The sequence below is a fragment of the Legionella taurinensis genome (genome assembly GCF_900452865.1).
Lineage (GTDB): Bacteria > Pseudomonadota > Gammaproteobacteria > Legionellales > Legionellaceae > Legionella_C > Legionella_C taurinensis.
The window spans coordinates 1568948-1591070 of the sequence record NZ_UGOZ01000001.1; the positions used below are offsets into that span (position 1 = coordinate 1568948).

Sequence of the window (22123 nt, forward strand, 5' to 3'; positions counted from 1 at the left end):
CATGTAATAACGTTAGCCCGCCCGGATGATGCGGCGGCCGCATATTTGCTTTGCCTAATTCCGCATACCTTCTTATAATCATTATGTTACAGGAAAATAAATAAAATGGTGCAGAGTCATTGCAAATTCCAGATTTTCCCCAACTAAATGGATTAGGCAATATGGAACATGATCGCTTTGGGCAGAATAAAGTCCTCTTTATTATTGGCATGATAGCCTTGGTCGTTGGCTTAAGCTTCTTGCTTTTTTCATTCTATATTTTACCCGCCGCGCTCTGGAACTGGAATTACGATGTACCGGAATTCGTGTTTATCTGGCGGGAAAATCTGAAAGAATCGTATTCGATGAGTGAAGTCGGTGCGGGCGGTCTTGTTTTTCTCATTGTTTTGCTGCCAGCCATTATCGCTGGGGTTATTTCCTATTTTATTTCCAATGCGATTGATAATCGCATTCATGGCATTGTCAATGAGGAAGCAGAAGAAGAGTCCATGGTTAATCTGCGTCAGGATGTTAAAGAAACATTCAGTTTTGGCGCCAAACTGATAATTTTAATCCTACTGGCCGTGGTGGCTCTGTGGTTTTTTGAATGGCTGATGGCTGTGCCAATTGTCGATTAAGGGGGACGTGATGATTCTTTTTAAAGGCCATAAAGTGAAGTCATTGACTAAGAAAATCAAGTCAATGCAGCAAAGTCGTGTTCATAATCAACCCACAGAGGACATGGTGACGAAGGAAACAGGCCTTTACCACCAGTTGGCTTCTGTTTACAAGGTATTGAGGGGGCATAAAAAATTTCCGTTTGCCGATGAAATGGTGTGGGAAACCCTGCGTGCTTCCACCAATCTGGATGACAGTGCCGCACAATACGAATTGGGCAGCCATCTGCTTGAGGAAGCCAAGTTTCGTGATGAGCTGCAAAGGGGGGGGTGTTTGCCAGTCCCAGCAATGAACGGCAAATGCGCCAGCTTTATGACGAAGCGCTGGCTTATTTGCAGGCAGCGGAAGCATTGGGGCATGTTCAGGCCAAGCGGCTGCACGGCTTATGCTACATCAATGGTTGGGGCGTGACAGTGGACAGGGATAAAGGGTTTGAGTTGGTTGTCGCAAGCATCGAACAAGAAAACAGTTGGGACAAAGTGCCGCAGATTTTTGCAGCCATCGGCCTTAACAAACCGGAATTCTTTTCCGCCCTGATGAAACGCCGAAGCGGTGGCGGTACCTCGCTCAATACTTAACTCAATTTCATTCTGCATCCATTTTGTCATCATCCCCCGCACAGACGGGGGATCCATGCCGCTGCATCTAAAACCAAAGTTTCAGGTACCAGTGGATGATGTCGTTACCATAAAACAGTGAAATCAGTCCAGCGATGCATAAAAAGGGACCGAAAGCGATGGGGGTTTCGCTGCCTTTTTGTTGCAGGCGCAGATAAATCGATCCTATTACTGCCCCGGATATGGAGGCCAGTAATAAAATAAGCGGCAGTTGCGTCCAGCCAAGCCAGGCGCCGAAGGCGGCAAACAGTTTAAAATCCCCATTGCCCATGCCAACTTTTCCTGTCACCAGATAAAATAACTGAATAAACAGCCAGAGAACCAAGTAAGCACCGGCTGCACTGAGGACGGCAATGGGAAGCGGTGTAAAGAGATTGGCTGTATTGGCAAGAAGACCAAGCCAGAGGAGCCCCAGCGTTAAACTGTCAGGAAGCAACTGATGATCCAAATCAATGAAAAACATGGGGATAAGCAGCCAAATGAACAGTAGAACAAAGGGCAAATGCAGGGTTAAGCCAAAGTGCCACATGGCCGCTAATGACAGCAGCAAAGTCACTAATTCAACCAGTGGGTAGCGTTTGGAAATGGGATGCCCGCAATAAGCGCATTTTCCGCGCAGCCAGAGGTAACTGACGAGGGGGATATTGTGACGCGCTTTGACCGTGTTTTGACAGGCCGGGCAGAACGAACGCGGTAAAAACAGATTAATGGACGGCTTTTCCTCTCGGCTCTCCTGGTTTGTCAGTTCTTGATAGTCCCGCAGAAATTCAGCGCGAAGCATGAGAGGAAGGCGATAAATGACCACATTGAGCAGGCTGCCTACCAATAATGAAAGAATACCAATGAAAACATAAAGGTAGGTTGCGAGAAAATGATTTAATTCCATGGAATTCCTGTTCCTTAGACCGCTGAACCCAGTTTGAAAATCGGCAGGTACATGGCCACCACCAGGCCGCCAACTAAAACCCCTAAAATGGACATGATAATGGGTTCGAGCAAGCTGCTCAAGGCATCCACGGCGTTATCCACTTCTTCTTCGTAGAAATCCGCCACTTTACCCAGCATTTGTTCCAGGGCTCCGGATTCTTCACCGATGGCCACCATCTGGATTACCATATTAGGAAACAGGTGGGTATTGTCCATGGCCACCTGCATTTGCTGCCCGGTGGATACCTCTTCCCTGATCTTGTCGGTGGCTTTGGCATACAGGATGTTACCGGTTGCGCCCGAGACCGATTTTAAGGCTTCAACCAGAGGCAAACCGGCTGCAAAGGTAATGGAGAGGGTTCGAGTAAAACGGGCAATGGCGGCTTTTTCAAGGATGGGACCTACCACCGGAAATTTTAACATGGCCCGATCAATGGAGTGGGCGAATTGCGGCGAGTGGTTTTTAAAATAGATAAAGGCATAAATGGCGCCGCCAATGGCACCGAACATAATGTACCAATAGGATTGGAAAAATTCAGACATGTCCACAACCATTCGGGTCATGGCAGGTAAATCAGCGCCAAATCCTTCGAACAAGGATTCAAACTGGGGCACCACGAATATCATCAGGGCGGTGGTCACTAAAAAAGCGACAACCAGCACGGCCATGGGGTAGGTTAATGCTTTCTTGATTTTTTTCTTGATGGTTTCAATTTTTTCTTTATAAGTGGCAACCTTGTCCAGCATGATTTCCAGGGAACCTGATTTTTCACCGGCATCCACCAGGTTACAAAAGAGTTCGTTAAAATAAGCGGGGTGTTTCTGCAGCGATTCAGCCAGTGTCAGGCCAGTTTCCACATCCCGTTTAATGGTCTCGATAAGATCACGCATTTTCTGGTTGCTTTGGCCTTTGGCGACGATATCAAAGGATTGAATTAAAGGAATACCGGCCTCAATCATGGTCGCCATCTGGCGGCTGAACACTGTAATATCGCCCTGCGTGATTTTTTTATTTTTTTTGTCAAAAAAGGGCTTTCGTTTTTTGACGACTTTTTTAGTAATGATCCCCTGTTTGCGAAGGTCGGCTTTGGCAATGGCAAGGCTTCGGGCATCAATGACCCCATTCACCTTCTCGCCAGCTTTATTCACCCCTTCCCATTGGTAGGTGATGATGTCGTTTTTTGCTTTTTCCATGGCCTTTAATCAACGGTTACCCGATTGACCTCCTCAATGGTGGTGACACCGTCTTTGATTTTTTCGAGACCGGATTGATAAATCGTCAGCATGCCTTCGGTTTGAGCCTGTTTCAGGATGTCCAGTGAATTGCCGCCCGTCATAATGATCTGACCGATGGCTTTTGACATGGGCATGACTTCAAAAAGGCCAACTCGTCCCCTGTAGCCGTTGTTGCATTGATTGCAGCCTACCGCCTTGTAGGGCGTGACGTGCTGAGCATCCTCTTCTTTAAAACCCAGCTCAATCAAACTCTGCGGCGTGAAATCGTCACGCGGGGCTTTGCATTGTTCGCATAAACGCCGTGCCAGACGCTGGGCGATAAGCAGGCTTACCGAACTTGCGATGTTAAAGGAAGGGATACCCATGTTAATTAAACGGGTCAGGGTTTCGGCTGCACTGTTGGTGTGCAGGGTTGACAGCACCAGGTGTCCGGTCTGGGCTGCCTTGACCGCGATTTCTGCGGTTTCAAGATCGCGAATCTCCCCGACCATGATGACGTCAGGGTCTTGGCGAAGAAAAGATCGAAGTGTACTGGAGAAGGTCAGGCCCGCTTTGGGGTTGATATTCACCTGGTTAATTCCCGGTACTTTAATTTCCACCGGATCTTCGGCGGTGGAAATGTTGGTCTCTATGGTGTTTAGGATATTTAATGCCGTGTACAGGGAGACGGTTTTACCGCTTCCTGTCGGGCCAGTCACCAAAATCATGCCTTGGGGCTTTTCAATGGCTTTAACAAAGTGCGCGCGTTGCCATTTGCTGAATCCCAGGGCTTCGATCCCCAGTTTGGTTGAGCCCGGGTCAAGAATACGCATCACGACTTTTTCACCGCCGACGGTGGGGCAGGTGCTGACCCGGAAATCAATGGCGCGGGTACGTGAAAGCTTCATTTTAAAGCGTCCATCCTGAGGAATACGGCGTTCGGAAATGTCAAGATTCGACATGACTTTTATCCGGGCAGTAATCCGGCTGGACAGGCTGACCGGCGGCGTGGCCACCTCGGTTAAAATCCCATCCTGACGGTAGCGGATACGGTATTCTTTTTCATAAGGTTCAAAGTGAATATCCGACACGCCTTTTTTAATGGCTTCCACCAGAATTTTATTAACAAATTTGACCACGGGTGCATCATCGTTGGCCGCACTCGAGTCGGTATCCTGTTCCTCATCGTCGGCACTGATTTCAAGGCCTTCAAGATCGCCGGTGCCATCCTCCACATAATCGGTCAGGCCCTGGCTGTCCTTCTCATTCAGCAGTTTGTCGATTAGTTTATTGAGTTTGTTGGTTTCAACGACTACCGCATTGGAGTGCAGGCCGGTGTGGAACTGGATTTCTTTAAGAGAAGCCTGTTTGCTCGGATCATCGGTCGCCAGGAACAGGTGATTGCCGCGGGTAAAAAGCGGCACGATGGAGTGGCGTCTGATTAATTTCTCATTAACAAGACTTGTTGGCATGGTATCGGGGTCAATCGCATCGAGATCAATCAGGGGTACACCAAAATTCTGGGCTACGGTAAATGCAATTTTTTCGGCAGAAAGCAGGTTATTGGCGACTAAGTACTGCAACAAGGATTGCTTGTTCGCCTGAGCCTGATTCTGGTACTCAATAGCTTTATCTTTGTCCAGAAGGCTCTCATGGACCATCAGCTGAGCAATTCCCTGTAAGCGTTGTTCTTCTGCAGCAGTTGCCATGGAAACTTACCTTTTAATTATATGATAACTATAGACAAAAATTACCACTACTGCATTTAAATCGGCTAAATTATAATTTTCTTGACTACTGATCATAATTTATTGATAAATCTCCATATTTGGACATTGCTTGCTGGTGCTGCGCGGTCTATGATAAAAAATATACTTTTTTTCCTGCTTGAGGCTCATGTTGGCTTGTCAAGACCCAATCGATCGTTTTTGTGCACTTGAGCAATGGTTTGCCAGTCCTTTGGGCAAGGACATCGCTCAGGCATTCGATACGGAATTGGCTCATCTAAAACAGCTTCTCCATGGCGAAATTATGCTACAACTCGGCAGCGGTAGCGAGAACTTATGGTTTTCTTCCCTTCGTTTTCAGCATAAATGGCTTGCCATGACTCATTTTGATCCAAATAGAGCCACGCTGGTAACCAAACTCAATCAATTGCCCCTGGATCGCGACAGCGTTGACTGCATCATCGCGCCCTTAGCCCTGGAGGCTTTTACTCATCTGGAAAATCCAATCGATGAATGGGACAGGGTGTTAAAACCGATGGGCTATCTGGTGTTTTTGGGGATTAATCCCTTAAGTCTGTGGGGTGGGTGGCTGCGTTATTCCAAAAACGCCTGTTTCAACGGCGCCATGGGCTACCCAAAATCGGTTTTTTCCATCAAGCGGGCGCTTATTCATCGCGGTTATATGCAGTGCCATTTTAATACCTTTTATTATGCGCCACCCGCTAAAACGGAGAAATGGCGGCGGCGATTGCAAATCCTGAATGTGATAGGCAAGATGATTTCACCGCTACCGGCTGGTTTTTATTGCCTTGTCGTGCAGAAATACGTTGAAAGCGATGTACTCCCTGAGCCTGAAGCGGCGGATTTGTTGGTTGATTCAACCCCCATTTTCAGAGCCCAGTGCCGCAATCCCCATCAATAGGCTATTTTACTGTATCCCTCATTCAAGATTGGTTATACTGAGCGGCAAGTGGTTTTGTGAGTCAGTGTTATGTCAAAAAGACGAATTTACCGTATCACGTTCGCGAATCAGGACAGTGTATACGAAATCTATGCCCGCAAAGTGAGCGAGAGCGAGATGTTTGGCTTTCTTGAAGTGGAAGAGTTTGTTTTTGGAGAAAACACGTCACTGGTCGTGGATCCCTCTGAAGAGCGTTTAAAAATGGAATTCAGCACAATCAAGCGAACCTACATTCCCATGCACACCATATTCCGTATTGATGAGGTGGAAAAGCAGGGCGTGGCCAAAATGCGTGATAAAGGGCGGGACGATAACAAGGTCAGCCTGTTTCCTATGGCCGGAAAGCGAAAAGAGTAGCCATGGCTCATGCGCAGGCGCTGGAGAATAACAATAAAGCTGTTAGAATACCCTGAAATTATTATTTGGAATTTTTGATGTCTATTCCCGAAAAAATTAAAGAAGTTTATGAGAAATCCACCCTTTTATTCACCACAAAAGAGGTTGAAGCGGCGCTTGATCGCATGGCCATTAAAATTCAGGAAACACTGCACGATAAAAATCCCATCATTCTCTGTGTGATGATCGGTGGACTGGTTCCCATGGGAAACCTGTTACCGAGGCTCGATTTTCCGCTGGAAGTGGATTATGTGCATGCCACCCGATACCGCGGCGATATTACCGGCGGCGATTTGGTTTGGAAAGTAAGACCCAGCGTGGAATTATCCGGCAGAACGGTGCTGGTTGTAGACGACATTCTCGACGGCGGTGTGACGCTGGCCGCAATCATTGAAGAAATTAAAAAAATGGGTGCTGGGGAGGTGTATAGCGCGGTTTTGGTCGATAAACATCATAAACGCGTTCCCAACGGCCTGAAAGAAGCGGATTTTGTGGGTCTGCAGGTCGATGATCATTACATTTTCGGCTACGGAATGGATTACAACGAATACCTGCGTAACGCCCCGGGGATTTTCGTTGTCGCCCCCGAACATGAGTAAACGCAGTCCCTTACGCTAACCCCTGGGCCTTTTCATGCACCAGGGATTAGCGTTCACGCAGCGCCGTCTGTTTGGCTTTAAGGATGGGTTTAAGGAGATAATCAAGAACCGACTTATGGCCAGTAAGAATATCCACAGTGGCCATCATCCCAGGGATAATGTAAAGGGGATCGGCCTCTGTTCCCAGGTAATTCTTATCGGTGCGCACGCGGATAATGTAATAAGTCTCTTCCTTGCCCTGCTTGTCATCGGTGATGGTGTCTGCGCTGATTTGTTCGACTTTTCCTGACAGCCCCCCATAAATGGCGTAATCATAAGCCGTTAATTTCACTGTGGCGGATTGGCCATGCTTGATAAAGCCAATGTCTGAGGGTTTGATTTTTGCCTCAATCAGCAAGGTGTCATCCAGCGGCACAATTTCGATGATGTCCATTCCAGGTTGAATCACACCGCCGACGGTGTTGATTTTGATGCGTTTAACAATGCCTTTCACCGGTGAGCGTACCGTCGTTCGGACCAGGCGGTCGGCATCCGCCGTGTGTGCCTCCTTCAGTGCGGCAAGATCGCCCTTGGCTTTGTTAAGCTGCTCCAGGGCTTCGGATTTAAATTGTGAAATTTTGCCTTTTATCTCATTGACAGTACGCTCAAGACGTATGATTTCCACCTCTGACACCGCGCCCCGGCTGACTAAGGGTTTGGATAAATCCAACTCTTTAACGGCCAGTTTGAGGGCTAAATTGAGTTGTTTTAACTGGTCCTGACGGGAATCGAACAGTGCTTTTTCAGCCTCAGCGAGCTCAGGGTTTTCTTTTAACAGGTCCTCTGGAACGACCATGGGGATTTCATTCATCTCGGCATTAATGCGAAGAATTTGCATTTGCAGAGAGACCATTTTCTTTTGTGCTTCCTTAAAAGTGGCCATGAAGCGGGTATTATCAATTTGCATCAACACCTGATTGGCATCGACGACCTCGCCTTCCTTCACAAACAGTTTATTGACGATGCCTCCCTCGAGGTTTTGAATGATTTGCACCTGGCTTGAAGGGATCACCTTGCCTTGCCCGACAGTAACCTCATCCAACACGGCAAAATCAGCCCAGAGCAGGGCGCAAAGCAGGAAGAAGGCCGTACTCCACAGAATAACATGGGCAAAGAAGCGAGGTCGTTCAACGTGAATCATTGGCTCCCCTTGTCAATGGGCATGCCTGCTTTTAACGCAGCCAGTACCGACTCTTTAGGCCCATCAGCGATGAGAAAGCCGTCATCCAGGACAATCAGACGATCAACCAGTTCAAGCATCGACAATTTATGGGTTACTAACAGCAAAGTATGGTTCTTGGAAAGATGGTTATCCAGCGCCTTTTTCAGGCGGCGCTCACTGTTGTCATCCATGGCCGAGGTTGGTTCATCGAGCAGTAAAATGTTCGGGTCGCGTAATAGCGCCCTGGCAATGGCAACCGCTTGCCGCTGGCCTCCCGACAATTCGCTGCCTTTTTCACCCACCTGCCGATCAAAGCCATTAGGGTGCTTGTTGGTAAAGGCACCGACTCCCGCGATGTTGGCCGCCTGAATCAAAGCGGCGTCATCGATAAAGGGCGCGCCAATGATGATGTTTTCCCTGACGCTGCCATAAAACAGCGACACATCCTGAGGGACATAACCAATCTGCTGACGTAAATCGTCGGGATTGATTTGTCGATAATCCGTACCGTCCAGCAAAATGGTGCCTTCAGTGGGCAGGTACAATTTTAAAATCAAACGGGCTAACGTCGATTTTCCTGAACCCACCCGGCCAATAATGGCGACACGCTCGCCCGGGGTGATTTTAAAGTTAATGCGTTTGAGCACTGCATTGGTGTCGTCATAGGAAAAACTAACCTGCTTAAACTCGATATCGCCCTGTAAAACCGGACGGTTTAAATAACGGACCGTTTCCTCGGCATCAACCGGCAATTGCATAATCCGGTTTAAGGACTTAAGCGCATTGACGGATTGATAATAACGAGTCAACAGAGAGGCCAATTGCGGCATAGGCCCCAAGGCGCGGCCAGTGAGGATCGTGCAGGCAATCAACGCCCCTGTTGTCAATTCGCCCTCGCTGATGGCATACACGCCGGCAATGATGACAATGATGGTTGCCGCCTGTTGGGCAAAGAGACTTAAGTTAATGCTGGAATTGGATACCATTCTTAATTTAATGCCGTTTTTAGCCGCAAGATGAATTAATTGCTCCCATCGGGATTGCAGAACAGATTCGGCGCCGGTTGTTTTAATGGCCTCTATGTTAGACAGTGATTCAAACAGCGTCGCCTGCTTTTCGGCGGCAAACTGGTAAGATTGGCGTGTTAATTTAATCAATGGCCACTGCAGAACAACACCAATGCTCAGAATCAAAGGGATAATGAGCAGCGGCACTAAAAAAAGATTACCGGCAATGAAATAAATCACGAGGATATACAGCAGCGAAAAAGGCAGATCAATCAGCACCGTAATGGTGCTTGAGGTTATAAAGTCGCGAAAAACTTCAAAGGACTGGACGGTGTTGGCCAACGCGCCGACCGATTTGGGTCGGGTCATCATGTTTATGCCCAATATTTGCTCAAATATTGAAGCGGACAATTCTTCATCCGTGCGTTTACTGGCCAAATCAAGGAAATAAGCACGCAGTGTTTTGAAAATTAAATCAAAAACAAAGACCAACGCCACGCCGCTGGCTAATACCCACATGGTTTCTATGGCGTTGTTCGGTACGACCCGGTCATAGACATTCATAGTAAACAGGGGAATCACCAGGGCAAATAAATTGATCAGTAGGGAGGCCACCAGCACTTCCGAGTAAGTGGGTATGGATTTAATGATGACTTTCCAAAACCAGTTTTTGGGCGGCTTGCCCAGGGTTTCTTCAGAGCGAGTGGTGTATTTGTAGCGTGGTTGAAGGTGAATCGCCTGACCGCTGTACTCGTTTGCAATGGTTTCCGGTTCAGCTAAAAGGTGGGGAGAGGCCGGATTAATGATTTTCTGTCGGCCTTCCTCATCCTGTATGAGCAGGCAGGCCTTTTCATTGTCCAGCAGCAGGATCACGGGCAATGAGTCCTGATTGAAGTCATTAATGCCTCTGTGCAGCGCCTTGCTGCTTAAAGAGGCTCTTTCGGCTGCACGAGGCAGGAGATTAACATCCAGACGGCCTTTTTTCAGTGGGAGCCTCGCCGTTAAGGATTGTGCTGAATAGGGATTCTGATAATAACGGGTTATCAGCACCAGGCACGCGAGCAGCGAGTCCTGCGAGGGCAGGGATTCAAAATCGATGGTAGACCAGGATTGTTGACGGAAAGTAGGCATGCCTAAATACAGGTTATTTTTTTATCAGTATAGTGTTTATTTGCTGCAATAGCAGAACGAGACCTCCGGGGACTTAACTATTCCTTAATTTACCCTGCGTATAATCAAAATATTGACAACAAGACTGAGTATATTTCAGTATGGTTAAGTTGTATTCCAAGAAAAGAGTCAATTTTGGCAAGCCTGGGGTAAGTGATTTACCACGGTATGAATTTCACCGAAGCGTGAGACAAGCCATTGAGGTGTCGGCTACGAGTTTCTCTCATCAAGAAGTCAGAGGAGGCATGGTCTATCAGTGGGATAACATTGCTCCTGAAGTGGCCCTGGTTATCATGCAGGACGCCCAGAATGAGGGCATTGCTATTCAACAGGAAGTCATCAAGACACTCGGGGTTAAGCCTTACAATGAAGCCATTTTACAGGCTGTGATTGATACACTGAACGCCAATGCTGATTACGCACTGTTTACCAAAAAACTGGCGCTTAGGATCAGCAAAGGGCATTCCAGTCAATTAACCATGGATGTACTGTCTTCCGCAGGAATCACGACAGAAGGGGAATTGGATCAGATTTTCACCGACATGGTGCTGCAAGAAAAAAAATTAGGTAAAAATTACCCGAATTTTTCCAAAATTAAAAAAACCGACGATTATCAGCAATTGTTAGATTACTTAGCCAGTAATCCGGTGTTTGATAAATTCCTAAGATCGTTCACTGACAGGATAGCTTACGAGTACAATAAAGGCCGTCCAACGGATCAGCAGGTCACGGCGCCTGCCTCACTCAACCGTACAAGCCTGGCTGACTTTTTAAAAGCGGTCAGTTACTCGGTTGAACACGGTGAGCCTAAAGGGTCTTTAAAAAAAAATACCCTCTACGTTGAGGTTATAAATCAAAACCTGCAATATACTGTCATGTCCCCCACTGGGGAAAAAATAACCGATACGATCCCCTTAAAAACCCTGGGATTGGATTGGGATGAACAGACCTCTCAGGAACAACTGAACGAACAGTTGCCGGCTATACTGGCGATTACCGCACAACGCGGGCATACCGGCGACCTGGCCCTTCACTCTACCGAAGCATTAAAAATAAAAGGGTACCGTTACCTGGCGGGTGAAGAAGTCAATCATGATGTCTTTTTGTCTTACTTACCCGCGATTGATCTGGTTAAGGATGAAAAATACAAATTCACGCTTTATCGATGGTTAGAGCAACCCAGTAATCTGAATAAATTGAAAGATCAACTGGTCAAAGGGGCTTGCCAACGTCTGATGAATGAGGTGGACAAACACATCAAAGAAGCCGCGTCACTGCCAGAAATACCTTCCGAATTGAAAGAAGAAATCAATCAAGTTGGGCATCTGTTGAAAGAAATGATTCAGTTGGTGGCCTCGTTGGACAATGACCTTAATGCCCTGGATGAGGGACTGGATAAGAAAATAAGGGAGTTGAAAAAACGCCTGTTAACCATCAAAGAATACTACAGTACAACACCGATTGCGGTATCGGGACTCTCGACGCCGACTACTGCAGGGAATTTTGAACACTTTGTTAAACGGGTTTTATTCCATAGCGCCAGTGAAAAAGTCATGCAGATAGTCCCGAACGCCAACATGACGTCCAAAGCCTTACGCCTGGATTTGATGGATGTTGTGCAGGCATTCATTCATGATAGAACGTATATTCTAGCGAGGGACAGTGTCAGTAAAAAAGAACAAAGCTTATTTCTGGATGAAGCCGGTGAATTGATCAGTCCTGCGGTAGCCTTAAGAAATGGCTTAAAAGCCAATATCACAACCCAGCTGAAAAGCAGCATTCACCATTATCATGCCATTCAGAGTTATCAAAACGATAAGTTAAGTCTGCAACAAGCTCCGCTGAGTTTTAGAGGCGGAAATTTAACCAATTCGTTGGCTGAGACCAAGTCATTTGCTAAAAAAATGACACGCGAAGGTGAATATTCAGCGGATAGCCATTTACTCATCGGGCAGGAAAATAATTTACACAAGCACGAAGTGCGCTCAGGTGCGGCGGCCACGCTAATTGCGGCAACCGGAGTCGACGGGACTCGCTCCGTGACGGATAAATTTACTATTGCCATTGATTTTGGCGGGCAAAAGGACGTCAAAATTCTCTATGTTTTACGAGGTAAACCCGCATTCCATACTCAATCATTTATAGATCCTTTCGGTAAAAATAAATTAAGTGAAATTGCTTATACCCACATTACCCCTGATGACTACGTTATGACGGTGATTTACGATAAAAACAACGTCATACTCGATGTCATTCCTGGCAATTTAAATGGTGAAATAGAGGGTGTAAGCGATTTTTCTCAAAAAGTATTGGCTGCCTGCCTCGATTTTTACAACCAGAAGCATAATACCGACCTGGATTACAAAGCACCCTTGAAATTGCCGGAACCCGATGCGCAAACTCACCTGCCTACGGGGCACTTGTATAGGCGTCAGTCTTTCATTGATATACTCCGTGCTCATCAGAAAGACACAGGCAAGCAGTCCGTAGAGCGGATTACCCGGTTAGGCACCATTCGCATTGAGCGCGCCATTGAGAATGGTCATAAAAAATTAAAGATGCAAACCCTGCAGAGCGAAACCAGCCTGGTTTCGTCTCCTGCTTTTAAATTACAATTCAATCAGGATCCGTTTCCACGCGGCGTGATCGAACTGGAAAAAGAAAGAGAGACTGCTGTAGCTCATTACAATATGAGACACATTCTGACGCTGAAAGGATTTACTCACTGGACTAAAAAAGAAAGGAAATTGCAGGAAGAGTTTAATCGAATCTTACAGCCAGACTTCATGGAGGGGGACATCCAGCAGCAATTAGCCCAGGCTGATGTTGCTCAGGAGGGATGGCTGACTGATGTTCTGGTGCCGACCATCAACACGGCATTGTTACTGCACGTGGCGGCGCGCTTGATTACCGATTATCAAATTGACATCGAAGAGGTCAATGAATGCGCCCAGATGCTGTGTCAGGATCAGGAATTTATTTCCAGCGAGGCGTTTTCTCAATTGAACCAGCAATGGAAGCAGGGGTATGACGTATTCACGCCTCATGATACCACGGGCGTCTATCAACAGTGCTTAAGCCGGGCACGGTTGAAAATGACGACTCTTTACCCTCATCTTGACGAGAGTACTGATATCTACAGTGAAAAATTTGAAGCCTGCATGGCGATAGAAAGAAATAAAATACGCAAACAGGTCGTCCATCAATTGATGTCGGATTTCCTGGATAAACACATGGACAATCTGGCGGCAAAAGCCCAGCTCGCTAAAAAACCGGTTTATAAACTGGAAGACAATCAGGACTTTGTTTTCTTAGGCCCTGCTGCAAGCGGTAAAAGTACCATTTCCCGTCAATATGTTTCTGAAAGCGATAAAGTGAAGTATGTTTCTTTAGCCACCGATGATTACCGTGGAATCTGTAAACCCAATACCCAGGCCTTCGAGCAGAAAGAAACAGACCAGGTCTTTATTCGTACACAGGACAGTGCCTATTTAGTCGGTGAACTGGTTGAGGCCCGTTTGAAAGCGAAAAAAGAAGAAAGGCCGAATGTCATTGTGGATGGGGTAACCTACAAATCGTTTCATCGAGAATTGGTGGAAAAGAACAGTAATTCCGTTATTGTGTGCGCCTGCCTGGATAATGTGGATGAGGTGGTCAAACGGTGTTATGCTCGTGCAATACAGGAAGATTCCGGATCGGCTGACAAGGGCCGACACGTGAATACCACCAGCCTGCTTGACATGCACAAAACAGCCAGCATCAATTTAATTGCGTACTGCCCGGAAAATACCGTCATCAAGCTTTATAATACCAATATCCCTAAAGGACAAACCCCGCCGCTCATTGCGACCCTTAATACGATGAACAATCAAAAAACCTTGACCATCACCCAAACCAGCGGGGCACTGGTGGCAATGGCGTCCTTTTTTAACAAATCGCGTTTAAACAGTGAAGCAAAAAACACCGACAGCTTATTCATCCGGAAAATGGAGGACCCTTCGTTCAAGATTGATTCTTTATTTGCCACGATGGATCGCGGTTTCAAGATCGTTCTCAATGGCGAGGAAAGCAAGCCCTGCATCATTCTTGAAAAGAAAAACGGTGTCATTATCATGGACATTGTTAATCCCGTCGAGGTGAAAATCAAGCTGATGGAAAAGGGCCCGGATACACCTTTATTAAATCAGCTAATCTTATATGGAGAACTCGGCAGCCTTAGAAAGCTCAGGGAAGAATGCCTGTTGCATCCTGATATGGATAAGGTAGTCCTGGATTACCTTGATAAACGGATAGCCGTTATGCCGCTTCAAAAGCAGGCCAGCGCGCCTCCTGGAATAAATTAGGCCTATCGGGCCCCTGGGGATATAATGGTCTGAAAAATGGCATTTTGGAGAGGGAGATGACTTTTCATAAAAAAGAAGTACCACCGTATCAACAAAAGATGAATGAATACCTTGCACGAGTTGCAGACTTTATCGACAATGTCTATGGCGCCATGGCTGATCAGACCGTTGACGAGAAGGAAAGGCAGCATCGTTTAGATGCCTTTACGCTGTTATTGCTAAAAGCCACCCATGCCGAGCCAGCTCAATTCAAAAAGGAGTTTTCCAGTCATTTTCCGTTAATGGAGAACGATACGACCATTCAGTATATCCATAACTATTTATGCGAGATCAATGGATTTTGTACAAAAACACTGAGTGATGAGTATGAAAATTACAAACCCCTTTTTGATTCAATCACGTTTCTTTTGCCAGAAACCAGGCAGTTAATCAGAGAGCAGCTCAGTAAACAACTGAGCGATTTGATTTTAAAGAAAACCAATACGCCGATTTCCTCAGAGCCTTTGGCGAAAAAACCAGGAAGCCCTTGATGGATCCAGTGCATGGCTGCAAGACAACCGCTTCCATTGAGAAAGACAGCCATGTTGCCATTGCAACGAGTCGAACTTAAGACATTTTCTTTCCGGTTTCAAACGGTTTGAGAGCAGCCTCAATTTGCTTGTAGAGTTCAGGCAGCCATCGAGGCTGAGCAAAATTGGAAGTGGCCGGCTTGTCTTTGCGCAAGTCATTGGGGGCTATAATCACCTTGATATGACTTAGCCCCACTCGTCTTGCCAGCAGGAACAGCTGATCTATGGGGCGATCGCCGATGGCCAGACAGCCTACTGACATCGATTTGCCATGCAGAAAAATATTATTTCCAAGCCGGTGCCGGCCGTCTTTAATGGCCTGCAGACGATCAAAATTGTTAGGATAATCAATCATCATGGATAAATGCATGCTGCTGAATGGGTTAAATGTCACCAGACGGTAAATGCCTTCAGGAATCTGGCCATCCCGTTCTTTTAATTTCGGCCCTAAACGTCCACTGAAGGCTGTTAATGGATAGGTATGGATATAGTGCCAGGCCTGATTATCATTTCTCGCCCAGAGTTCAATGCGGCGTTCTTTTTTAAAGGCCAGCAATGCCACATCCTTTGGAGGATAGGCAACCTGAGCTTTGGCAAAAAAGCGTTTTAATTCGGGTTCGGTGCGTAAACCGTAACGGATGATGGCATTGTCAACCGCTTTATCCCAATTCAGTTTGGGAGCCATCGCCAGGGTCATACTGCAAACCAAATATAAAACAGTAAAGAATAGAATGCGCATAATAGTCATAGCATAAAAATTTTCATCATGTTATCAAATAAACACAAAATGGAACAATTTAACCACTTTGCAAAATTTAATGCCTCTCTTCCTGCTGCCGGGTTTTTACCATTAACTGTTGCCTTTCAAGGTATCCTTTTTAAACTTAATTTGCAATTGTGGAGGCAACTGTTTAATCACAAATTGCGGAGCAGCATCCAGGCTGCCTTCGGAAGGCACGAAACCATAATGGTTGGGGCACATGTAATTGATTTTTCCTTCCTGGCTGACTTTGTAAAACACATAACGGTAATCGCAATAATCCATCTTTTTAAAGGTGGCCACCTGTAAAATGGGGGTATTGGGCATGCGATCACTTAAAAAGTGAGCATTGACCCAGATGTTAACCAGTAATAACAGGGCGCCGGTTACAAAACAGGCAAAAAACAGACTGGTTGCGTAACGTAAAACTTTTCTGGCGCTTTCTTTAATCGAGGCGGCTACCAGATAAATGGATGAAATGAGTAAAACAAGCAGATTGACTGTGTAAATGGCCGCTTGTTTGTAATCAAAATAGCTGCCAAGAATTTCTCCCCTTGCCGTCTGATAATGCAGGATTGTAGCAATCAGACTCAACCACAAGGCTGCAAGAAGCGAATTGCGGTGTTGAGTCGTTAAGCCGATAACTAAAAGCATCAGCGTAAAAAAAGGAAAAATGAACTGCAAATAATCACTAAAGTAGTACATGTGGCCAGCCCTTTGTAATTAAATTGAGTGTATCTAGTGTATCGCAACGGGCGGATGTTGTCGTTAGTAAATCCCGAAATTAACGGCGGTTTTCTTTAATTAATAACGGGCTTGAAAACGCAGAAAGTCATCGGTTACGGCCGGCGACAGCGGGTGTTCATAATAAGGTATAACTGTGAAATTAAACAGCTCGCTCGGTGCAAGTTCCTTGATGAGCAACAACGTGGGATCGACATCGATAAGCAACTTTTTCGATGGGTTCACCGGTAGGGCGATTTCCCGCTGCAGGTATTGGGACAAGGCCATGCGAACGTAGTAAAGTGCCGGGTGATGGGGCGTTTTAGTTTCGGTTGCCATCAGCTTTTTGGACAGCGCTTTAGAATGGACGCTGCCAATCCAGATGGGCTGACGGTAGTGCTTTAAATGGTAATTGGAACGCCAAAGCCGTAACACCAGGCTGGGACCGCCGTCTTTGGGATCGTAGGTCATGATCAAGACCGGTTTTCTGTTCTGGTATAACTGCGCCATCAAGGGCATTTCCGCATAGGAAGAATGGCCATTCAAGCGCTTAAGCAGGGAGCGGTAGAGCGATTCATTCTGTTTACGCCAGCCAAAGGCGCTGAGCGACGATTCTATGCGGCTTACGGTGCCTGCATACTGCAGGTTAAAGTAACTGACTGGATGCCCCAGCCGGTTCACGCGATAAATCGGTAGAAGCGGTTTGGATTGATTCCACCAGAGCTGGTCGGTGAAAACATATTGCGCGAAATAAGGCTGATGGCCGCGCAGCTCCTGATTGTAATTCATCAAACCGCTTAAAGCGGAGCCCACGAGTAGCAGCAGGGCTAAACTGGAGGCCAGGTGAGATGAATAGGCGACCGATGCGGGGCTACGACGATAAAACAACCAATGCAGCACGCTTAAGCTAAGTCCCGCAAGGTAAGCCCCGAGGATATCGGTAAACCAGTGATCACCGAGGTATAAATTGGCAAAACCGGCGACGAGCAAGGCCAGATTAAAAATTAAATTGATCGTAGGCTTGATGCGGCTATTGCCATACTGACCGATGTAATACAGGAGCGCAGAAAAAATGGCCGTGGCATAGGTTAACTGAATGGCGGGGTAAGAGTGGCCGGGTTTCACTTCCAGCAATCCGCTGGGCCGTTGGGTAGGAATAAGCCAATGGGTCAGTAACAGCAACACGGTGGTACTGAGCAGCAGGCTTACAAAGAAGGCCAGCGTGCGCCAGTCGCGGTAATAAGCCGTGATGAAAACAATGGACGCTGTCAGGGTGATTAGCGTGAGAGGACTGCACAGTTGAGCTGAGACGATAAAAAAACTGTCGAAAGACGCAGTCCGTATGCTTTGTAAAAGCAAATGAACCGGTTGGTTGACACCGGTGACCCAGCCATGATGCAGTGCCAGAATGGTGACCAACCAGAAGCTTAAAAAACAAACAAGGAACAACAGAACCAGGCCGGCTGTCGCGTAATGGTTGGTTTCTTCGGCGGGGGTAATGAATTGAAAAAAACGCGCTAAATGGGGATGACAGGCTGACCAGGCCCAGAAATCATGAAGGTGTGTTTTAAGAAAACGATTTAAGCGAATGATCAACCATTTCACCAGTACACTGGCAAGCCAGATAACCCCAAGCACTATCAATACAAAGACAAACAGTTTGGTCGCGCTTTCCGGTGCCAGTTCATTGCTGGCTGCACCAATCAGAATGCCCGGGAGCACATACAGAATAGACCAGGCAATGGCCGAAATGACATTGGCAATGTAAAAACGCAGGTGACTCATGTGCATCATCCCGGCAATAACCGGGATTATCGAGCGCAGGGGGCCTACAAATCGACCAATCAAAACACTTTTGCCGCCATGGCGGGTAAAGAAATCCTTGCCGTAGGTCAACCACTGCGGGTAGCGGCTGAACGGCCAGATGGTGCCGAGCTTGTCGCTGAAGGTGTAACCAAGCATGTAGCTGGCGCTGTCGCCCGCCACCGCGCCAAGCATGGCTGCCAGCAGGGTTAAATCAATGCGCATCACCCCGGAGCCCGCGAGAATGCCGATCGCGGTCATGGTCACTGAACCGGGGATGACGCTGCCGATAATGGCTAACGATTCGGTAAATGAAATCAAAAATGTAAAAATCAAAGCCCAGTGCGGATGCGCATGGAGCCAGGCGGTAACCGGTTGTATGTACTCAGCAAATAAAGTCATAGTCCGTGCTTTTCAAATTGCCTGAGAAAGAGGTGTTTAAATTTCTCGGCGGTCTCAGCGACCGTGGGATAAATAGAATAATCGCTTACCTGGGTCATTTCCAATTGGGAAAAACCACAGGGATTAATGGCCTTAAACGGCGCCAGATCCATCGCGACATTTAAAGCAATCCCATGGTAAGTGCAGCCATTTTTGACCCTTAAGCCAATGGATGCAATTTTTTTATTATCGACATACACACCCGGGGCGCCGCATCGCGTTTCCGCTGAAATACCGTATTCCTGCAATACGGCGATGAGTATGGTTTCAAGGTGGCACACCAGCGTACGGATACCCAGATTACGGCGGCGGATATCCATCAGCACGTAAGCCACCAGTTGCCCAGGACCATGATAGGTTACCTGACCGCCGCGGTCCGATTGGACAATGGGAATGGCATTGCGGTTAAGGACATGTTCCGCTTTACCAGCCTGGCCCTGGGTATAAACAGGAGGATGCTCCAGCAGCCACAGTTCATCCGCTGTGGCTTCAGTGCGCGAGAGCGTAAACTGTTTCATCTGTTCCCATGTTTCAAGGTAGGGCTGTTGTCCCAGGTGGCGGCTGATGATCATTTAAAGCACCATTTTTATGGAAGGATGGCTGCTTAATTCCTGGTAGAGTGCATCCAGCGAGGCTTGATCAAGCACATACACTGTGGCGGTAATGGACAAATAATTACCCTCCTTGCTGTCCTTGCAAACAATGGCCTGTTCTTCCGTTTCCGGGAAGTGCCGGGTGACGATGGTGGTGATTTCTTCGCTGAAAGTCAGTGAATTCAAACCAATAATTTTAATTGGAAATTGACAGGGGAACTGCATGAAGGTTTTTTTGTCAGTCATAAGCTTTTCCAGTCAGTTGTTGATAGCGCTCGTGGAGCTGCCGCCAACAGGGGCCTCCCACGCCGTTTCCTATTACTGTCTCGTCGATGCGGGTAACAGGATAAAGTTCTTTGGTTGTACTGGTTATCCAGACTTCCCGGGCATTGAGAACGGTTTGCACCGGCAAGGGTTCTTCGCTGAAGACGATATCCGTTTTACGGAGTAAGTCCAGGCATATTTCACGGGTGATGCCAGGCAAACAAGAGTGATTGAGGGGCGGCGTTTTGACCTGCCCCTCGCGATCAACAATAAACAGATTGCTGGCGCTGCCTTCAGTAACGAAGCCATCCCGAATCAACAGGGCGGTATGATAACCATGAGACACGGCATCGTCATTCACCAGGATATTACCCAACAGCGACGTGGTTTTTATATCGCAGCGCTGCCAGCGGATATCTTCCACCAGTTTTGCTTGCAGGCCTTTCTGTTGCTCTGCGAACACAGGGTAAGGCGTGTGAAGGGTAAAGGCAATGACGCTCGGTGCAAGCCCCGCAGGGATATCGTGCTTACGCACCCCCTGGTTGCCTCGGGTGATTTGCAGATAGAGTTGCAGGTCGCCGCCGCCATTTTGGCGGATGAGTTCCTGAAAAAGGGCGACCCAGTCGCAGGGTGGATTGGGGATGCGGGCCTTGGCAAGGCTTGACTCAAGACGCAGCAGGTGTTTTTCCAGCGCAAAAGGCCGGCTACCGTAAACAGGGATGACTTCATACACGGCATCGCCAAACAGAAAACCGCGGTCAAACACCGAAATGCTGGCCTCATGCGCGAGGCAATATTGGCCATTAACATACACTACGCCTGGCATCGTCGAATCCTAGCCGAACCAGCGTTTGAACGCCAGGCGAACGGAATCTTTGCTGCGCTTGAAGAAGCCGCCGGATTCAACGGAATTCAACGCGTACAGGGGATGGGTATCGATGACCTTGTCATCGAACTTAATAATCATTTCCCCGATTTTGTCGCCTTTTTTAACCGGTGCGATCAGGGTGGAAGGGACTTTGGTCGTGATGCTTAAGCGCTGATACTGGCCGTTGGGAATGGTAACGAATTTGTTTTGCAATACACCGATTGCCAGGGTATTGTCTTCCCCTTTGTAAACGGGCATTTCCGTAATGGTTTTCCCGGCTTTGTACAATTCGTGGGTTTCAAAGAAACGGAAGCCGTAATTCAACAGGCGTTCGCTGTCGTCAGCCCGTACGGAATCATTCGGCGCGCCAAGCACTACCGACAGTAGACGCATGGTGTCGCGTTTAGCAGACGCCACCAGGCAGAAACCGGCATCGTTGGTATGGCCGGTTTTTAAGCCGTCAACCTGGCTGTCGCGCCATAAGAGGCGGTTGCGATTAGGTTGGCGAATGCCATTGTAGGTATACCATTTTTGCTTATACCAGTGGTAATACTGGGGAAAGTCATTGATCAGCGCTCGGCCTAAAATTGCCAGGTCCTTTGCGGTGGTGTAAAGGCGCTCGTCAGGCAGGCCGGTACTGTCCGTAAAGTGGCTGTCTTTCATGCCCAGATTTTGTGCCTGCTGGTTCATGATGTCCGCAAACCCAGGTTCGCTGCCGCCAAGGTGCTCGGCCATGGCAACACAGGCGTCGTTACCAGAGTCGACAATGATTCCTTTTAACAAATCTTCGATGGCTACCTGTTGCCCTTCTTTCACAAACATGCGTGAACCGGCTGTTTTCCAGGCATCGCGGCTAATCCTCACATTGTCAGTCAGGTGAATCTGGCCATTGTTTAAGGCATTGGAAATAACATACAGCGTCATCATCTTGGTCAGGCTGGCTGGCGGCAATTTAAGGTCGCTGTTTTTCTCGGCGATAATTTTACCGCTGTCGACATCGATGAGAATAAAGGCTTTGGCATTCACCAGCGGCGGGGAGGGGGTAATTAACGGCTTGCTGTTCACCAGCATGGGCTTTGGTGAGGCGGTAGGCAATACCGAATCAGCGTACGTCACCGGAGCCAGCAGTGAGAGCAGCAGCATCATGCCTAAATAAAAACGCATTTGTTTCATGTTTATTATTCTCAATATTACAAAATCGCTAATCTTAACATGCCTGTTTAAGCAACCAAAGACCTCTGGAGTATTTTAATCGCGGGCGGCATTGTATATATTAATGCGA

The 22123-nt window shown here is 47.4% G+C and carries 18 protein-coding genes and 1 pseudogene; 7 read left to right on the forward strand and 12 right to left on the reverse strand.

The genetic code is table 11. From position 1 onward, the window contains the following. Nucleotides 1–161: 161 nt before the first annotated feature. Nucleotides 162–617 (forward strand): hypothetical protein, encoded by a 456-nt coding sequence (locus tag DYE45_RS07300; RefSeq protein ID WP_108291629.1) that lies wholly within the window; start codon nucleotides 162–164, stop codon nucleotides 615–617. 10 nt (nucleotides 618–627) lie between these two features. Next, nucleotides 628–1235: pseudogene (locus DYE45_RS07305) on the forward strand (hypothetical protein). Nucleotides 1236–1302: 67 nt separating this feature from the next. On the opposite strand, the gene DYE45_RS07310 reads toward DYE45_RS07305, so the two are convergent. From DYE45_RS07310 to pilB, 3 genes are read right to left on the reverse strand one after another with little or no spacing between them, the layout of a single operon-like run. Then, nucleotides 1303–2160, reverse strand: coding sequence for a prepilin peptidase (locus DYE45_RS07310; RefSeq protein ID WP_108291625.1), 858 nt, complete (start codon nucleotides 2158–2160; stop codon nucleotides 1303–1305). A gap of 14 nt (nucleotides 2161–2174) precedes the next feature. Continuing rightward, nucleotides 2175–3395: a type II secretion system F family protein gene (locus tag DYE45_RS07315; protein WP_108291623.1), complete on the reverse strand. Its 1221-nt coding sequence runs from the start codon at nucleotides 3393–3395 to the stop codon at nucleotides 2175–2177. Between the two features lie 5 nt (nucleotides 3396–3400). Continuing rightward, nucleotides 3401–5125 carry a type IV-A pilus assembly ATPase PilB gene (pilB, locus tag DYE45_RS07320; protein WP_115300688.1) on the reverse strand — a complete coding sequence of 575 codons (1725 nt, stop codon included), beginning with the start codon at nucleotides 5123–5125 and terminating at the stop codon, nucleotides 3401–3403. 187 nt (nucleotides 5126–5312) lie between these two features. On the opposite strand from pilB, the gene DYE45_RS07325 reads away from it, so the two are divergent. From DYE45_RS07325 to DYE45_RS07335, 3 genes are all read left to right on the forward strand, one after another. Beyond that, on the forward strand, nucleotides 5313–6065 hold the full coding sequence (locus DYE45_RS07325) for a methyltransferase domain-containing protein (RefSeq protein ID WP_108291619.1): 753 nt from the start codon (nucleotides 5313–5315) through the stop codon (nucleotides 6063–6065). Nucleotides 6066–6134: 69 nt separating this feature from the next. Then, nucleotides 6135–6461, forward strand: a complete 327-nt coding sequence (locus DYE45_RS07330; protein ID WP_108291617.1) for a DUF1820 family protein — start codon at nucleotides 6135–6137, stop codon at nucleotides 6459–6461. 77 nt (nucleotides 6462–6538) lie between these two features. After that, nucleotides 6539–7099 carry a hypoxanthine-guanine phosphoribosyltransferase gene (locus DYE45_RS07335; protein WP_108291615.1) on the forward strand — a complete coding sequence of 187 codons (561 nt, stop codon included), beginning with the start codon at nucleotides 6539–6541 and terminating at the stop codon, nucleotides 7097–7099. Between the two features lie 46 nt (nucleotides 7100–7145). Here DYE45_RS07335 and DYE45_RS07340 read toward each other — a convergent pair whose 3' ends face one another. Next, on the reverse strand, nucleotides 7146–8279 hold the full coding sequence (locus tag DYE45_RS07340; protein WP_108291613.1) for an HlyD family type I secretion periplasmic adaptor subunit: 1134 nt from the start codon (nucleotides 8277–8279) through the stop codon (nucleotides 7146–7148). Further along, nucleotides 8276–10438 carry a type I secretion system permease/ATPase gene (locus DYE45_RS07345; protein ID WP_108291611.1) on the reverse strand — a complete coding sequence of 721 codons (2163 nt, stop codon included), beginning with the start codon at nucleotides 10436–10438 and terminating at the stop codon, nucleotides 8276–8278. The genes DYE45_RS07340 and DYE45_RS07345 overlap by 4 nt, the downstream gene beginning before the upstream one ends. A 140-nt stretch (nucleotides 10439–10578) precedes the next feature. On the opposite strand from DYE45_RS07345, the gene DYE45_RS07350 reads away from it, so the two are divergent. Both DYE45_RS07350 and DYE45_RS07355 read left to right on the forward strand, forming a co-directional pair. Then, nucleotides 10579–14820, forward strand: coding sequence for an ATP-binding protein (locus DYE45_RS07350; RefSeq protein WP_133138147.1), 4242 nt, complete (start codon nucleotides 10579–10581; stop codon nucleotides 14818–14820). A 56-nt stretch (nucleotides 14821–14876) separates the two neighbouring features. Further along, nucleotides 14877–15350, forward strand: coding sequence for a hypothetical protein (locus DYE45_RS07355; protein WP_115300690.1), 474 nt, complete (start codon nucleotides 14877–14879; stop codon nucleotides 15348–15350). 76 nt (nucleotides 15351–15426) lie between these two features. Here the strand turns inward: DYE45_RS07355 and DYE45_RS07360 are convergent, their stop codons facing one another. From DYE45_RS07360 to DYE45_RS07385, 7 genes are all read right to left on the reverse strand, one after another. Continuing rightward, entirely contained in the window at nucleotides 15427–16128 is a 702-nt protein-coding gene (locus DYE45_RS07360; RefSeq protein WP_115300691.1) for a L,D-transpeptidase family protein, read from the reverse strand. A gap of 111 nt (nucleotides 16129–16239) precedes the next feature. Beyond that, nucleotides 16240–16854: a type I secretion system protein LssZ gene (locus DYE45_RS07365; RefSeq protein WP_242602635.1), complete on the reverse strand. Its 615-nt coding sequence runs from the start codon at nucleotides 16852–16854 to the stop codon at nucleotides 16240–16242. Nucleotides 16855–16953: 99 nt separating this feature from the next. Further along, on the reverse strand, nucleotides 16954–19077 hold the full coding sequence (locus DYE45_RS07370; RefSeq protein ID WP_108291603.1) for a VTT domain-containing protein: 2124 nt from the start codon (nucleotides 19075–19077) through the stop codon (nucleotides 16954–16956). Beyond that, nucleotides 19074–19685: a lipoyl(octanoyl) transferase LipB gene (gene lipB / locus DYE45_RS07375; protein ID WP_108291999.1), complete on the reverse strand. Its 612-nt coding sequence runs from the start codon at nucleotides 19683–19685 to the stop codon at nucleotides 19074–19076. Before lipB ends, DYE45_RS07370 begins: the two co-directional genes overlap by 4 nt. Before the next feature lie 3 nt (nucleotides 19686–19688). Further along, on the reverse strand, nucleotides 19689–19955 hold the full coding sequence (locus DYE45_RS14800; RefSeq protein ID WP_108291601.1) for an HP0495 family protein: 267 nt from the start codon (nucleotides 19953–19955) through the stop codon (nucleotides 19689–19691). Next, entirely contained in the window at nucleotides 19948–20799 is an 852-nt protein-coding gene (locus DYE45_RS07380) for a D-amino acid aminotransferase (RefSeq protein ID WP_115300692.1), read from the reverse strand. The genes DYE45_RS14800 and DYE45_RS07380 overlap by 8 nt, the downstream gene beginning before the upstream one ends. Before the next feature lie 9 nt (nucleotides 20800–20808). Next, nucleotides 20809–22005 (reverse strand): D-alanyl-D-alanine carboxypeptidase family protein, encoded by a 1197-nt coding sequence (locus DYE45_RS07385; RefSeq protein WP_242602643.1) that lies wholly within the window; start codon nucleotides 22003–22005, stop codon nucleotides 20809–20811. Nucleotides 22006–22123 lie beyond the last annotated feature (118 nt).